Genomic DNA, 14,060 nt, shown 5'->3' with positions numbered 1-14,060 from the left:
GTGAGCTCGATGCTCAGGATGCGGCGGCTTTCAGGACCGCCCACCCCGATTCGATGTGCTTGCGCATCGCGAGCATGGCGCCGGAGGCGTCGCCGGTGGTGAGCGCGCGCAGGATCTCTTCGTGCTCGTGCACCGCATCCTTGCCGCGGCCCTCGACCGCGTTGATCAGATCGAAGGGATAGCGCGCCCAGAGGATCTGCACGAAATGCAGGGTCTGCGGCATCTCCGCGATGTCGGACAAGCGGCGGTGGAAACGGTAGTTGATCCCGCGCGCCGTGGCGCGGTCGCCGCTCTCGAAAGCCTTCTCGAACTCTTTGGCCAGCGCGCGCAGTTCGGTGATGTCCTGTGACGTGACCTTCTCCACCGCGCCGCGCACGAGTTGCGTTTCGAGAAGCAGCCGAAGCTGGAGGATTTCGCCGGAGGCCGCGGCATCGAAGGGCACGACGCGCGCACCGCGGTAAGAGTCGCCGTTGACATAGCCTTCTGCCGCCAGCAACTTGAGTGCCTCGCGTACCGGCGTGATACTCAGGTGAAGTTGTTCGGCGATCTCCGCCTGCTTCAGGCGTGAACCGCGCGGGTACACCCCGGAGATGATCCGCTCGCGCAGGTAGTCGGCAACCTGCTCTTCTTTTGTTCGATAGTCCATCTGCTGCAGCCTGATTCGATTGTTTTCGCCCGGCTGCCCCGCGACATGGGCCTCGTCCGCGGTCAACGCCCCGGCGTGCCACCTGTCCCTTTCTATTCTATGCGGCGCCCGCTGCCTGAACCCCGTCGACGATGCGCCGCGCGCGCTCGACGACGGGCTTGTCGACCATCTTGCCGTCGACGACTGTCGCCGCGCCGCGGCTGGCGCGGAATGCATCGAGCACGCGCAGCGCCCATTGCAGTTCGGCCGGCGTCGGCTCGAACGCGGCGTTGACCACCGCCACCTGGCGCGGGTGGATGCACAACTTGCCGCCGAAGCCCAGTTGCCTCGAACGCAGGGCATGGGCGCGCATGGCCTCGGCATCGCCCAATTCGAGGCTGACGCCATCCACGGGCGCCGGCAGGCCGGCGTGGCAGGACTCCAGCGCGATCTGGGTACGAATGGCGGTCATCGCGTCGCCCTCGTCCACGATGCCGCTCTCGACGGCAAAGTCCACGCTACCAAATGCGAGGCGTGCCACGCCCGCGACGGCGGCGAGCGCCCGCAACCCCAGATAGCCCGCCACCGTCTCGACCAGCGCGACGATCGGCCGGCCGCGCAGAACGCCGGCCGTGCGGGCCAGCGTGTGCGCCTCGGCCTTGGGCAACATCACGCCCGCGCCCGGCACCGATGCCAGCATCGCCAGGTCGTCCTCATGCCACGCGGTGTCGGCCGCATTGATGCGCACGATGGCCCGGGTTTGGCCGCCCTCGAGCCAGCGCGCCACGGCATCCCGCGCGCCCGACTTGCCCGCCGGTGCCACCGCGTCCTCCAGGTCCAGGATCACCGCGTGCGCACCGCTCATGGCGGCCTTGGCGAAGCGCTCCGGGCGGTCGCCCGGAACGAAGAGCAGGCTGCGCGCCACGCGCCCTGCCTGCGCCTCACTCGAAGACGACATCGTGCGAATTCGTGATGCGGCAGAAGCGGCGCAGACCGTTGATGGCCTGCTCGTGCTCCTCCGCCGAGAGGCCGCAGCAGGCGTCCTCGAGCACCACCATCTCGTAGTCGCGATCGTGGCCCTCGCGCACGGTGGCCTGTACCACCGCATTGGTGGAAATGCCTGAGCAGTAGATGCGCCGGATCGCGTGCGCGCGCAGGACCGCCTCGAGCGACGTGGCGTAGAACGGGCTTACGCGATGCTTGACGATGTCGAAGTCGCCGGGCTGCTGGCCAAGGTCGGGGTGCACTTGCGTGCCCCACTCGCCCAGCTTGAAGATGCCGTTCTTGCGAGCACCCGAGAAGATCGGCGAGTCCGGCGGGCACTCACGGTAGTCGGGCGAGAAGCCGACGCGCACGAACCCGATGTGCATGCCGGCCGCGCGCGCCTTGTCGAGCGCCGTGCGCGTGTGCTCCAGGACGCGGCGGCCGCGCACCTGTTCGCCGTAGGCGGCCCTGCCGTTCGGCCCTTCTGCGTGGACCAGGTCGTTCTCCATGTCCAGCACCAGGTAGATGGCGTCTTTCACGAGAGGCTCCTTTCGTTCGTTGAATGGATGCAGATGCGCGATGGCCAGGAATTCACAGGATCACCTCCCGCGCCTCGAGGTCCGCGCGCTGCGCGGAGTTCAGGCCCAACAACTCGCCGAACACGTAGTCCTCGTCCTGGCCCAGCGAAGGTGTCAGGCGGCGGATGCCGACGTCGTCGGTGCGCCCGAAGCGCGCGGGCGCGCCCACGGCAAGGCGCGGCGGGATGTCCGGCGCGCTCACTTCGACAAGCGCCTGGCGCTCACGCAGGTGCGCATCGTCGGCGATGTCCTGCATGTTCCAGGAAACATGGGCGCTGACGCCCGCCTGCTGCAGGCGCGCCGCAGTGTCGTCGGCGTCGCAGGCCGAGAGCCAGCGCGCGACAAGCGGGTCGAGCTCGTCGCGATGGCGCAGCCGCCCCTGTACGGTGGCGAAGCGCGCGTCAGGCCTGTATTGGCGCAGCACGCGCACGAGCGCCTGCCATTGCAGGTCGGTGCGCACAGCCAGCGTGAGCCAGCGGTCGGGCGCGGCCGTCGCGTATACGCCATGTGGCGCCATCGCAAGATCGCCATTGCCCGGACGTTCGGGCGTGCCGCCCACGCTCGCCTGCACCAGCGCGTCGCCGATCATGGCCGAGGCCACTTCGCGCGCCGCCAGGTCGACATGCTGCGCCCCGCCGGTGCGGCGCCGCTGGTGCAGGGCCGCCATCGTCGCCAGCGCAGCATGCAAGCCCGCGGAATGGTCCATCACGTGCCGCATCTCCATCGGCGGGCCGTCGCTGTAGCCGCTCATCCACCCCAGGCCGCCCCAGGCGCCGAACAGCGGCGCGTAACCGGCAAAGTGCGAGTCGGGCCCGGTCTGGCCGCAGGAGGACAGCGAGAGCATCACGATGTCCGGCTTGACTTCCCGCAGCGCATCGAAGTCGAGGCCGAGGCGCCTCATCACGCCGGCCCGGAAGCTCTCCGCCGCGATGTCGGACCGGGCCACGAGCCGCTTGGCCAGCGCCAAAGCCTCCGGTTGCTTCAGGTTGAGCCGCACGGAAAGCTTGTTGGCCGAAACCTGGTCGAAGGTGGCCGCCTGCATCCGGCCATAGACAGCATGTGGCTTGCGGAAGGCGTCAGGGCGGGTTCGGCTCTCGATCTTGATGCACTCCGCGCCGAGCTGCGACAGCAGGTGGGTGCAGAACGGACCGGCGGCATGGATCGTGAAGTCGGCGATGCGCACGCCGGCAAGCGGTGCCGCGCCTCGGTTCATGGCAGCGCCTCCTGCGCCGTCTCGTGCGCGGCCTCTTGCGACATCTCGCCGAGCGCGGGCACCCGGCCGCCGCCGGCCAGCGGCGTGCACCGGAACTGGAACGGCGCCACCAGCACCTGGGCTGGCGTCCCGCCTTCGAGCACCGCGGGGGCGAACAGGCCCCGAGCGCGCTCCTGCTCGCCGTGAATCACCTCGTCGGGTGTGCGGTACTTGGCCGCCGGCACGCCGAGCTGCTGGGCGCGCCGAACGATGTCTTCCACCGCGTGGCACGCCATCCATGCGCGGATGTGGCCGTTGATCTCGTCGCCGCGGCGGCTGCGTTCGAGCGGGTCGCGCAGCGCCTCGTCGGTGGCCCAGGCCGGGCTGCCGAGAAGTTCCACCAGCGCGCTCCACTGGCGATCTTCCAGCGTCAGCAGTTCGATGAAGCCGCCCTGCGCCTCGAACACCCCGCCGTAGCGAAAGCGCCGGCTCGTGCGGTGCTCGAGCGAGCCGTCGCCCAGGCGCTGCAGCGCGAATGCGCCCACCGAGAGCACCGCGTCCTGCACCGAGACGTCGACGAACTGGCCGCCGGCCGTGGGCTGCACCCACCAGGCGCTGAGCGCGCTCAACGCCGCCATGCACCCGCCCTGGTAGCCGCCGAAGTGGCCGTAAATCTTGAGCGGCGCACGATCGGGAAAGAGCTCGTTCGACAGCCCGTTGGGCAGCAGGAAACCCTCGCCGCCGGCGTGCAGCAGATTGACCTCCTCCGCGCTCCAGTCCGCCTTGGGGCCGGTAGCGCCGAAGGGCAGCACGCTCACATGCACCAGCTGCGGATGGTGCGCCCCGATCTTCAGCGCATCCAGCCCCTGGGCGGCACGCTCGCGCAGCGGCGTGTCATCGATGAAGATGTCGGTGCTGTCCAGTTCGCGCGCCAGCAGCGCGCGCCCCGCGGCGCTCGTCACGTCGCACACGAGGCTGCGCTTGCCGACCGCAAGATAGGCGAAGAGCGCGCTGTCTCCGCTGTTCTCGAGCAGCGGCGGCGCCTGCCGAAGCGGCGAGCCGTCCGGTGGTTCGAGCATCACCACCTGCGCCCCCAGCGCGGCGAGCATGCGGCCCGCATACGCGGCGGCAACCGTGCGCGAGCGCTCCAGGACCCGGCAGCCCGCCAAGGGCAGCAGCTCTGTGGTTTGCGGCGAGTCATCAGACACCATGTGAACTCTCTCTCGCGGGATTGCCGTGGGCGGGCCGATCAACGGACGATCGGCAGTTCGAGATCAATGCCGGAACCGTCGATGAAGGCCGGCAGCCGGACATCGCGCGAGGGCAGCGCCACGGTAGCGATGCCGGGCGTGGTCACCTCGCCGCGCTGGTTCTCGGCGGCGATCTCGATGTCCACCAGCGCCGTCTCGTCCTTCACGTACTTGCGCACGACCTTGCCCTTGCAGAAGGTGGTGTCGCCGACGATGTTGAAGCGACGCATCTCGGTGCGCACGCGCTTGAGCACGCCTGCGTCACCCATCCAGTTGGTGACCAGCGAGCACATCCACGCCGAGCGCTGCGGGCCGTAGTCGTAGGTGCCGGGCACGCCGACTTCCTTTGCAACCGACTCGCGGTGGTGGCCGATGCCGGTGTACTCCACGCCGCCGCCCGCCTCCGGGTTGCGAAAGTAGTGGCCCGGGTGCTTGACCGCCGCCTGCAGCACCACGCCGTGCGTGTGGCCGCGGCCGCAGCCCACCAGGAAGCCCATGGTATCCATCAGGGACAGCGGGCCGCGCGCAATGGTGGGGAGCTGCTCGCCCTCCTTCACGTCTTCCCAGAAGCGCACGTTGGCGCCTCGCACGTTCTTCGGCTCATCGAGCACCATCTGGTCGATGCGGTCCTGCTCCTCGTTCGTGTACTCGTGCTGGACGATTTCCTTGTACTTGCCAGCGTCGCGCGCCGCCTTTCGCTCGTGCCGCGTGCAGGTGCCCAGCGCGCGCGCCACCAGCTCGCTGCGCTGGTTGTAGTAGCAGGCCTCGACGTACTGCAGCACCAGGCGGCCGGAGAATTTGCTCTCCTTTTCCTCGACGCCGACGACGCGTTCGATCGCCGTGATGCGGTCGCCCGGGCGCACGTGGCGGAACAGCTCCCAGTCGTTGCCGGCGTAAAAGCCGTGCACGCCGGGCAAGCCCCAGCGGGTGCGCCCGAGCCACCCGAAGGCCATCGGAAACATCGGGTGGCCGACCATCGAACCGTAACGCGTGGCGTTGCCGTAGCCGATATCGCGGTACAGCGGATTCAGGTCGCCGATGCCGTTGCACCAGTTGCGCAGCGTGTCGGGCGTAGCGTCCTGAAGGTACGGCCCTTCGGGCCGCAAATGCAGGCCGATCATGGCCCTCGCGTCGGCGACGGCCTGGTCGGTAATACGGCCTTCGGCGGGTGCGTTCCCGACTTCTGCTTGGGGTGCGTCAATGACAGTGCTCACGTTTCAACTCCTGGTTTCAAAATTGAGAATGCAGAATGCATTCCTGTGGAAAAGACAATTGGGCTTCGTTCACGCGAATGCCCAAGCGTTAGTCGACGCGGATCTCGGCCGCCTTGATGATTCCGCCCCACTTCGGGCGCTCTGCCCTGACAAACGCTTCGAGCTGGGCCGGGCCCATGTAGAGGGGCTCGACACCGCTGTCCATCATCCGACGGCGGGTCTCGGGCTGTTGCAGCGCGCGCTGCAAGTGCTCGCTCAACTTCTGCACTGCCTCCGCGGGCGTGCCGCGGGGCGCGAACAATGCATCCCAGGCCACGACGTCGAAGCCCGGAACACCCTGCTCCGACACCGGCTTGACACCCGGCAGCATCTCGCTGGCTTTCAACGAGGTGATGCCGAGCACCCGCAGCTTGCCGCCTGCGATCTGCGGCCGCGCGGCCGTCACGGTGTCGATGGCCAGCGGGATCTGGCCGCCGAGCACGTCGGTCATCGACTGGCTCGAGGACTTGTACTTCACACCGAACAGGGGCGCCTGCGCGGACTTCACGAACTGCGCGAACACCACGCTCGCCGTGGTGCTGGGCAGCCCTACATTCAAGGTGTTGGGCTTGCTGCGCGCGTGGGCGATCAGGTCGGCGATGCCATTGATCGGGAGATCGGTCGCCGAGGTGACGATCACCATCGGCAGCAGCCCGATCATGGCCACGGCCTCGAAATCGGTCGCGGGATTGAAGCCCGGGTTCGGGTAGAGGAATTCGTTGGCAGAGTTGGTTGCGTTCGTGCCCAGCATGAAGGTGTAGCCATCGGGGGTGGCCTTGGCCGCGAGCGCCGCGCCGATGTTGCCGCCGGCACCGGCGCGGTTCTCCACCACGATGCTCTGGTTGAGCGACTTCGACAGCTCCTGCCCCACCAGCCGCATCAACGCATCGGCACCCTGCCCCGCCGCGTAGGGAACGATGATGCGGATCGGCCGATCGGGCCAGGCCTGCTGCGCGGTGGCGGGCACCGTCACCGCGCCGAAGGCCACGGCCATCAGGGTCGCACTGGCATGCAGGAAGTCGCGCAGGCCTTTGGGAGTGACTGAGTTCATGGAAGCTTTCATGCGAAGAGTGGCAGGCCGGCCCGCGGCCACGGCGCGGCAATCAACTGGCCGTAGCCGGACAAGGTGACGAAGGCGGTGCGCCGGTCGGCGCCACCGAAGGCGATGTTGGTGCAGTAGCCCTCTGGCGCCGCGTGGAACTCGAGCAGTTCGCCAGCGGGCGAGAACACGCTGATGCCACCGCGCACCAGCGTCGCGACGCAGATGTTGCCGCCCTCCTCCACTGCCAGCGAATCGAAGCGCTGGAAGCCACCCAGGCCGTGCACCAGCCTTCCGCCATTGGGCGACGGCCAGGGCTCGATCCCGAGCTCGCCCGGCCCCTGGATCGGGTACGACCAGAGCCGGCTGGTCTCGGTCTCGCTCACGTAGAGCGTGCGACCGTCGGGCGACAGGCCCACGCCGTTGGGCGTGAGGAACGGATGGGCGGCACGCCGGATGAAGCGGCCGTCGGTGCGCGCGTAGTAGACGGCGCCGCGCAGGATGCGGTCCTCGAAGGTCTTGCCGAAGTCGCTGAACCAGAAGCCGCCGTGCGCATCGAAGACGATGTCGTTCGGGCCGTGCAGCGGAATGCCGTCGCAATGGGTGTAGAGCATTTCCACCCCGCCGGTCGAGAGGTTCACGCGCTGGATGGCGCCACCCTCGTAGTCCACTGCGGCGCCTGTGGGCCGCGAGAAGCCGTTGTCGGTGCGCCAGCTGAAGCCGCCGTTGTTGCAGACATAGCAGTGGCCGTCGGGCCCGAGCGCTGCGCCGTTGGGACCGCCGCCCAATCGGGCCACGACATGGATCGCGCCATCGGGCGCGACGCGCACCAGCCGGCCGGCGGCGATCTCCACGACGAGCACGCTACCGTCGGGCATCGCCACCGGGCCTTCGGGGAACTGCAAGCCGGTCGCGATCACGCGGCCCCCCAACTCGAGATTCATGGCATTGACCCCATTGACGTTGTTCATGCGGGCACCCCTGCGCCTGCGCCCTGCCGCGCGCCGAGGTAGGCATCGATGGCCTGCTGGCGGCCCTCGCGGCTGCGCAGCGCCTCTGCATCGAGTTCGCCCACGATGCGCCCTTGCCGCATCACCCAGGCCCGCGCCGCGAGCTTGGCCGCCGCGTGAAAGCTCTGCTCCACCAGGAGCGCCGAGAGCTTCTGCTCCTTCTGGATCGCGGCGAGGCGCTCGTAGACCCGGGTGACCAGCATCGGCGCCAGGCCGAGCGAGGGCTCGTCCAGCAGCAGCAGCCGCGGCGCCGACATCAGGGCACGCCCGATCGCCAGCATCTGCTGTTCCCCGCCGCTCAGCAGGCCTGCGGGCGCATCGAGCCGGTTGGCGATTTCGGGAAAGAATTCCAGCACCACCCGCCGGCGCCGCGCGCGGGTCCGGCCGTCGACGAAGAACGAGCCGAGCGTGAGGTTCTCGGCGACGGACAGGTCGGCCACGATGGCACGGCCTTCGGGCACGTACACGATCCCCGCGCGAAACCGCGCCGCGCTCGAGAGCCTGGAGATGTCGTGCCCGTCGAAACGCACCGGGCCGTGCGAGGGGATGAGTCCGGCGATGGCCTGCAGCGTGCTCGACTTGCCCGCGCCGTTGGCACCCAGCAGTGCCGCGACCGTGCCACCCGCGACGCCGAAGCCGACGCCGTGCACCACCGGGCCCGCGCCGTAGCGCACCGTGAGGCCTTCCACCTGCAGCAGGTCGGACATCGACTCACTCATCGTCGTCTCCCAGGTACACGCCCACCACCTCGGGGTTCGCCCGGATCTGCTCGGGCTTGCCCGAGGCCAGCAGGCGGCCGACGTTGAGCACGTGGATCGTGTCGCAGATTTCCATGATCAGGTCCATGTCGTGCTCCACCACCACCATGACCAGTTGCGGCGAGCGCAGCTTCATGAGCGCGGTGGACAGGTCGGCCGTCTCGACCGAGTTCAGGCCCGCGGCCGGCTCGTCGAGCAGCAGCACGCACGGCGAACCCGCGATGGCCCGCGCGATCTCGGCCAGGCGCAGCACGCCGGGCGGCAGCTGCGACGGCGATTCGTCCGCGACATGGGCGATGCCCAGCCGCGCCAGCGCCGCGAGTGCGAGTTCGCGATTCAGTGCGCGTTCGTGCCGACCGGCGGCCCACGGCAGAAACGCGTCGAGCCAGCCCGCGCGCGACTGGCGGTCGAGTCCGATCATCACGTTCTCCCCGACGCTGAGCTCGGGACACAGGGCCACGTGCTGGAAGCTGCGCGAGAAACCGAGCGCCGCGCGCCGCGTGGGCGGCACGTTCTCCAGACGCACGTCGCCCAGCCTGATGCTGCCTTGGCGCGGCGAATAGAGGCCCGTGAGGCAGTTGAAGAAGCTTGTCTTGCCCGCGCCGTTGGGGCCGATGAGGCCGGTGATCTCGCCGGGCCGCAGCTGCAGCGCGATGTCCTGAAGGACATGGTTTCCACCGAAGGAAAGCGCGAGTCCTTCGACCACCAGCGGCATGGCGTGGGCGACGGCGACGCGGCTCACTGGAGTGCCTGCGCCTTCGGCTGCGGTGCCATTCGCCTTCGGAGCGGCCGTGCGGCTCACTGGAGTACCTTCGCCTTCGGCTGCGGTGCTATTCGCCTTCGGAGCGGCCGTGCGGCTCATTGGAGTACCTGCGCCTTCGGCTGCGGTGCTATTCGCCTTCGGAGCGGCCGTGCGGCTCATGTCTGTCCTCCTGCGAGCCGCGCCCGCACCGACGCCGGCAATGCATTGACGCCCAGCACCACCGCGAGCAGCGCGCCGCCATAGAAGATCGGCACCCAGTTGCCGGCGCCCGCCAGCAGCAAGGGAATCAGCGTGAGGAACAGTCCGCCCACGATGCTGCCCACCAGGGACAGCGAGTACAGGCTCACGACCGAGCCGACCAGAAGGAAGATCGACGTCCACAGCGTGAAGCTGTTGGGCGACACCGTCGACGAGCTGAAGGACAACAGCGCACCGCCGACTGCGGCGATGGCCGCGCTCAATGCCATGCAGGACAGGCGCGCCCAGCTGCGGCGCACGCCGAAGGATTCGGCCGCGTGCGGCGAGGTGCGGATCAGCAGAAGCGCCATCGCCTGGCGCGAGCGGCGGAAGTGCCGCAGCAGCAGAACGACCACCATCGCGCCCACGAGCGGCAGGTAGTAGCGCTGCAGCGATTTGGGCATGCCCGGCAACGCGTCGAGCTTGACGTACAGCCCTTCGTAGCCACCGGTGATGCTGGAGAAATGCAGCAGCACTTCCGGCAGCGCCAGTGCGAGCGCCATCGTGGCCACGGCCAGGTAGATGCCCGACAGGTTGCGCGACGGAAACGCGAACAACATTCCGAGCACCCCGCCCGCGACGGCAGCCAGCGGAAGGCTCGCCAGCACCGACCAGCCGAGGTACTTCTCGACCAGCGCCACGGTGTACGCACCTGCCGCGACGAACACGCCATGGCCGATCGAGACCTCGCCGGCGTAGCGCACCAGGAAGCTCACCGACATGATCGCGATCGCGTTGGCGAAGCACACGCCCAGCGTGAAGGTCCAGTAGCCGCCTGCCACCAGGGGCAACAGCAGAAGCGCCGCGAGACCCAGCGCGCTGCCGATGTTCAGCGGCCAGCGGCGCGCGGCCGGCCGCGTGGCGCCATCCGTCGATGCAGCGGTTGTGTCGGCAGTCATGGGCACGCTAGACACGGGCACCTCCGCGCACGGCGAGCACGCCCTTGGGGAACAGGTTGAGCACGATCAGGATCGTGAGCAGCACGTAGGTGTTGTTGAACTCCGCCGCCACGTAGAACGACAGCAGGTTCATCAACACACCGATGAAAATGCCGCCCAGCACCGCGCCCGGCAGGCTGCTGAAGCCGCCGACCACCGCGGCTGCGAAGGCCTGCAGCATGAATGACGCGACGCTGGTGGACGACAGGAAGGTCGTCGGCACGATCAACAGTGACGCCACCAGCCCCAGCAGCCCCGCGACCACCCAGGAGAACAGGTGCACGCGCCGCAGGTTCAGCCCGCACACCCGGCTCGCGAAGGGGTTCGCCGACACGGCACGAAAGGCGATGCCAATGCGCGTGCGCTCGATCAGCAGGTACAGGAGGCCGATGGCGAGACCGGTCACCGCGATCACCGCGAGGTCGTATGCGGACACGCGGAGCAGGCCGAGGTCTGCACGCCACCGTGGCAAGGGCAGATCCATCGACACCACGTTGGAGCCGAACATCAGCTGCGTCGCGCCCTGCGCGACCAGGCCGACGCCGAGCGTCGCGATCGTGCTGGTCAGGTCGGACTTGAACACCAGCGGCGCAATCAGCAGATAGGTCGCGGCCATGACGGCGACCATGATCGCGAGCGTCAGCAGCACCGCCGGCGCCCAGGCCATCTGCGCGAAGGTGCCAGCGGTGAATCCGTAGACCAGGAAGGCCGCGAGCCCGGCCAGGTTGCCATGCGCGAAGTTCACGACGTTCGAGCTCTTGAAGATCAGCACGATGCCGATGGCGCCCATGGCATACAGGCAGCCGCTCACCATGCCTGCCCAGACCAGGCCGATGAAATCGCTCATGGCATCAGGCCTTGGCCTCGGCCTGCGCCGGGCCGATATTGCGGTCGATCACCTCGATCACCGCCGGAAAGTAGCGCCCGCCGAATCCGTTGGCCGCCGTCGCTGCGTAGTACCGCTGCGCAAGCTCGGTCACATGCGCCGAGACGCCGGTCTGGGTGGCGAGTTCGAGCACGTAGCCAATGTCCTTCAGCGCGTACTCGGGCGGGAAGGATTTCTCCGGGAACTGCCGCGGCAGCATCGACTTGCGGCCGTGGTTGCGCAGCACGAAGCTGTCGCCCGAGCCTTTGGAGACCGCGTCCAGCAGCACCGCCGATTGCACGCCGGCGCGCTCGCCCAGCACCATCATCTCGGCCAGCGCCACCGTGTTCTCGAACACCAGTGCGTTATTGATCAGCTTCACGACCTGCCCGCAGCCCACGTCGCCGCAATGGGTCACGTCGGTGGCGATGTAGCGCAGCAGCGGCTCGATGCGCGCATAGAGCGATTCATCGGCGCCGACCATGATGCTCAGCTCGCCCCGCTGCGCGGCCTCGCGGGTGCGGGCCACCGGCGCATCCGAGAAAGCGGTGCCCAGGGAGGCGAGCTTCGCGCCCACGGCGCGTGCGGAGGCCACGGTGGTGGTGCTCAGGTCGACGATCACCGCAGGCTTCCTCGCGCCGCTGGTCAGGCCCTGGGCACCCAGGCACACGGCCTCCACCTGCGGCCCGCCGGGCAGCGACAGGAACACCACGTCGGCCTTTGCCGAGAGTTCGGCCACCGTACCGACGATGCGCGCCTTCGTGCCCTCCAGCACCTCGAAGGCCTTCGGGTTCGTGTCGAACGCGATCACCTCGCCGGCATGCTTCAGGGCCATGTTGCGGCACATCGCGCCGCCCATGACGCCGAGACCGATGAAGCCGATGACCGGCACTGCGTTGGCTGCCATTGCGCTTCCTTCGCCTCAGTTCATCCACATGCCGCCGCTGATGTCCAGCGACGTGCCCGTGATCCAGTTGGAAGCCGGCGAGCACAGGAAGAGCGCCGCCTGCGCGATGTCGTCGGCGTTGCCGTAGCGGCCAAGCGGCACCGTGGTATTTGCCGAGGGTGCCGCGGTGCCGCCGGTGACGTTGGCCCACATGGCGGTCTCGACCGGTCCGGGCGCCAGGGTGTTGGCATAGACGCCGTGCGGGGCGCCGGCCTTGGCGATCCAGCGCATCATCCCGTGCACCGCGGCCTTGGACGCCACGTAGGCGGGCCCCGAAGCCACGCCGCCGTTCTTCGCGGCAATCGAACCGGCCGCCAGGATCTTCCCGAAGCCGCGCTCGCACATCAGCGGAAAGAGCTTGCGCGCGGGATTGACCACGCCACGCACGTTGACCGACATGATGGCGTCCCACTCGTCGTCCGTGCTGTCGCCCAGCGGCGTGCGCGCGATGATGCCGGCGCACAGCACGAGGATGTCGACCCTGCCGTGCTCCGCGAGCACCGCATCGATGACCTTGTCGGTTTCCGAGCGCGAGGTGACGTCGTACGCGCGGTACTGGATGCCCGGGCCGATGTCCTCGTGCGCCGCGCGGTCGGTGGCAACCACGCGCGCGCCCGCCGCATGGAAGGCCTTGGCGATCGCGCGGCCCATGCCGCCTGCGCCGCCCGTGATCAGGGCAACCTGGCCTTCGAGGTTCGCGGGGCCGCTCAGATGTTGTGCCATGTTGTTCGTCTCCTTGCGATGTGAATTGGTCTCTGTTCGGATCGATGGTTCATCGGAACGCGGCGGTGGCGGACATCGCCAGTTCGCCGGCGGGACCACGCGCCCACAGCGCGAGCGTGCCGTCCTCGGCCTCGCGGCCTTCGAGCTTGAAGGCGCGACCGACGAACAGCGGGCTGACGCCGCGGAACTCGAAACGCCCCAGCGGGCGCCCGCCGCCTTGCGCCAGCGCAAGCTGCTGCAGCAGCGTGGCGGTGAGCGGGCCGTGCACCACGAGATCGGCATAGCCCTCTTCGTCGCGCGCATAGGCCTGGTCGTAGTGGATGCGGTGGCCGTTGAAGGTCAGCGCCGAGTAGCGGAAGAGCAAGGTCGTATCGGGGACGACCTCGCGGCCCCACTGCGCGACGCCGTCGTGCGGCTGCGGTGTGGCTGCCGGTGTCGCGGGTGGTGTCGCTTCGCGGTAGACGATGTCCTGCTCTTCGACAATGCAGGTCTGGCCCGCACAGGTGGTGGTGTGCTCCACGGTCACGAACCACAGCGCGCCGCGCTTGCCCGTCTTGTTCTCGACCTTGAGGATTCGGCTGCGGCGCGTCGCCTGGGCATCCACCGGCAGGTCCGCGAGATAGCGCAGACGGCTGCCGGCCCACATGCGGCGCGGCAACTCGATCGGCGGCAGGAAGCCTCCTCGCTTCGGGTGACCGTCAGGGCCGAGCCCGCTGCGCGCCACGGCGGGATTGAAGAACATCCACTGCCACCCGGGCGGCAGCGGCTCGCCCGCCGCAGGCGCGGCATCCAGGTCGAGCGTGGCCGCCATGGCCTGCGCCGCCTTGGCCAGCACGCGTTCGCTGCGCTCTTCCTCGCGGCCGATCCAGGCGTCGTAGGCGTTGCTCATGCGGTACGTC

General features: G+C 68.8%; 15 protein-coding genes. All 15 read right to left on the bottom strand.

The annotated features are described in order from the left end of the window. Positions 1-13: 13 nt before the first annotated feature. Positions 14-712 carry a GntR family transcriptional regulator gene (locus tag G3W89_RS05385; RefSeq protein ID WP_232076352.1) on the bottom strand — a complete coding sequence of 233 codons (699 nt, stop codon included), beginning with the start codon at positions 710-712 and terminating at the stop codon, positions 14-16. A 31-nt stretch (positions 713-743) separates the two neighbouring features. Further along, complete coding sequence (locus G3W89_RS05380; RefSeq protein ID WP_162573121.1) at positions 744-1,583, bottom strand: HpcH/HpaI aldolase/citrate lyase family protein; 840 nt, start codon at positions 1,581-1,583, stop codon at positions 744-746. Then, on the bottom strand, positions 1,567-2,148 hold the full coding sequence (locus tag G3W89_RS05375) for a cysteine hydrolase (protein WP_162573120.1): 582 nt from the start codon (positions 2,146-2,148) through the stop codon (positions 1,567-1,569). Before G3W89_RS05375 ends, G3W89_RS05380 begins: the two co-directional genes overlap by 17 nt. A 52-nt stretch (positions 2,149-2,200) precedes the next feature. After that, positions 2,201-3,400, bottom strand: a complete 1,200-nt coding sequence (locus G3W89_RS05370) for a CaiB/BaiF CoA transferase family protein (protein WP_162573119.1) — start codon at positions 3,398-3,400, stop codon at positions 2,201-2,203. Further along, complete coding sequence (locus tag G3W89_RS05365) at positions 3,397-4,590, bottom strand: CoA transferase (protein WP_162573118.1); 1,194 nt, start codon at positions 4,588-4,590, stop codon at positions 3,397-3,399. Before G3W89_RS05365 ends, G3W89_RS05370 begins: the two co-directional genes overlap by 4 nt. 38 nt (positions 4,591-4,628) lie before the next feature. Then, entirely contained in the window at positions 4,629-5,843 is a 1,215-nt protein-coding gene (locus G3W89_RS05360) for an FAS1-like dehydratase domain-containing protein (protein ID WP_232076350.1), read from the bottom strand. 88 nt (positions 5,844-5,931) lie between these two features. Next, complete coding sequence (locus G3W89_RS05355; protein WP_197893527.1) at positions 5,932-6,933, bottom strand: Bug family tripartite tricarboxylate transporter substrate binding protein; 1,002 nt, start codon at positions 6,931-6,933, stop codon at positions 5,932-5,934. 8 nt (positions 6,934-6,941) lie between these two features. Further along, a complete protein-coding gene (locus G3W89_RS05350) occupies positions 6,942-7,892 on the bottom strand; it encodes an SMP-30/gluconolactonase/LRE family protein (protein WP_232076348.1) in 951 nt (316 codons plus the stop codon). Next, entirely contained in the window at positions 7,889-8,650 is a 762-nt protein-coding gene (locus tag G3W89_RS05345; protein ID WP_162573117.1) for an ABC transporter ATP-binding protein, read from the bottom strand. The genes G3W89_RS05350 and G3W89_RS05345 overlap by 4 nt, the downstream gene beginning before the upstream one ends. Then, positions 8,643-9,611 (bottom strand): ABC transporter ATP-binding protein, encoded by a 969-nt coding sequence (locus tag G3W89_RS05340; protein ID WP_232076347.1) that lies wholly within the window; start codon positions 9,609-9,611, stop codon positions 8,643-8,645. The genes G3W89_RS05345 and G3W89_RS05340 overlap by 8 nt, the downstream gene beginning before the upstream one ends. Continuing rightward, entirely contained in the window at positions 9,608-10,588 is a 981-nt protein-coding gene (locus tag G3W89_RS05335; protein ID WP_162573116.1) for a branched-chain amino acid ABC transporter permease, read from the bottom strand. Before G3W89_RS05335 ends, G3W89_RS05340 begins: the two co-directional genes overlap by 4 nt. Positions 10,589-10,595: 7 nt before the next feature. Continuing rightward, positions 10,596-11,474 (bottom strand): branched-chain amino acid ABC transporter permease, encoded by an 879-nt coding sequence (locus G3W89_RS05330; RefSeq protein ID WP_162573115.1) that lies wholly within the window; start codon positions 11,472-11,474, stop codon positions 10,596-10,598. A gap of 4 nt (positions 11,475-11,478) precedes the next feature. Beyond that, positions 11,479-12,399 carry an NAD(P)-dependent oxidoreductase gene (locus G3W89_RS05325; RefSeq protein WP_162573114.1) on the bottom strand — a complete coding sequence of 307 codons (921 nt, stop codon included), beginning with the start codon at positions 12,397-12,399 and terminating at the stop codon, positions 11,479-11,481. A gap of 15 nt (positions 12,400-12,414) precedes the next feature. Beyond that, positions 12,415-13,161, bottom strand: a complete 747-nt coding sequence (locus tag G3W89_RS05320) for an SDR family NAD(P)-dependent oxidoreductase (protein ID WP_162573113.1) — start codon at positions 13,159-13,161, stop codon at positions 12,415-12,417. A 49-nt stretch (positions 13,162-13,210) separates the two neighbouring features. Then, a complete protein-coding gene (locus tag G3W89_RS05315; RefSeq protein ID WP_162573112.1) occupies positions 13,211-14,050 on the bottom strand; it encodes an FAS1-like dehydratase domain-containing protein in 840 nt (279 codons plus the stop codon). Positions 14,051-14,060: the final 10 nt, after the last annotated feature.

It is taken from the genome of Variovorax sp. PBL-H6, assembly GCF_901827155.1.
Classification (GTDB): domain Bacteria; phylum Pseudomonadota; class Gammaproteobacteria; order Burkholderiales; family Burkholderiaceae_C; genus Variovorax.
Note: the sequence above shows the minus strand (reverse complement) of the source record. Positions and strands in the feature narration are given on the sequence as shown.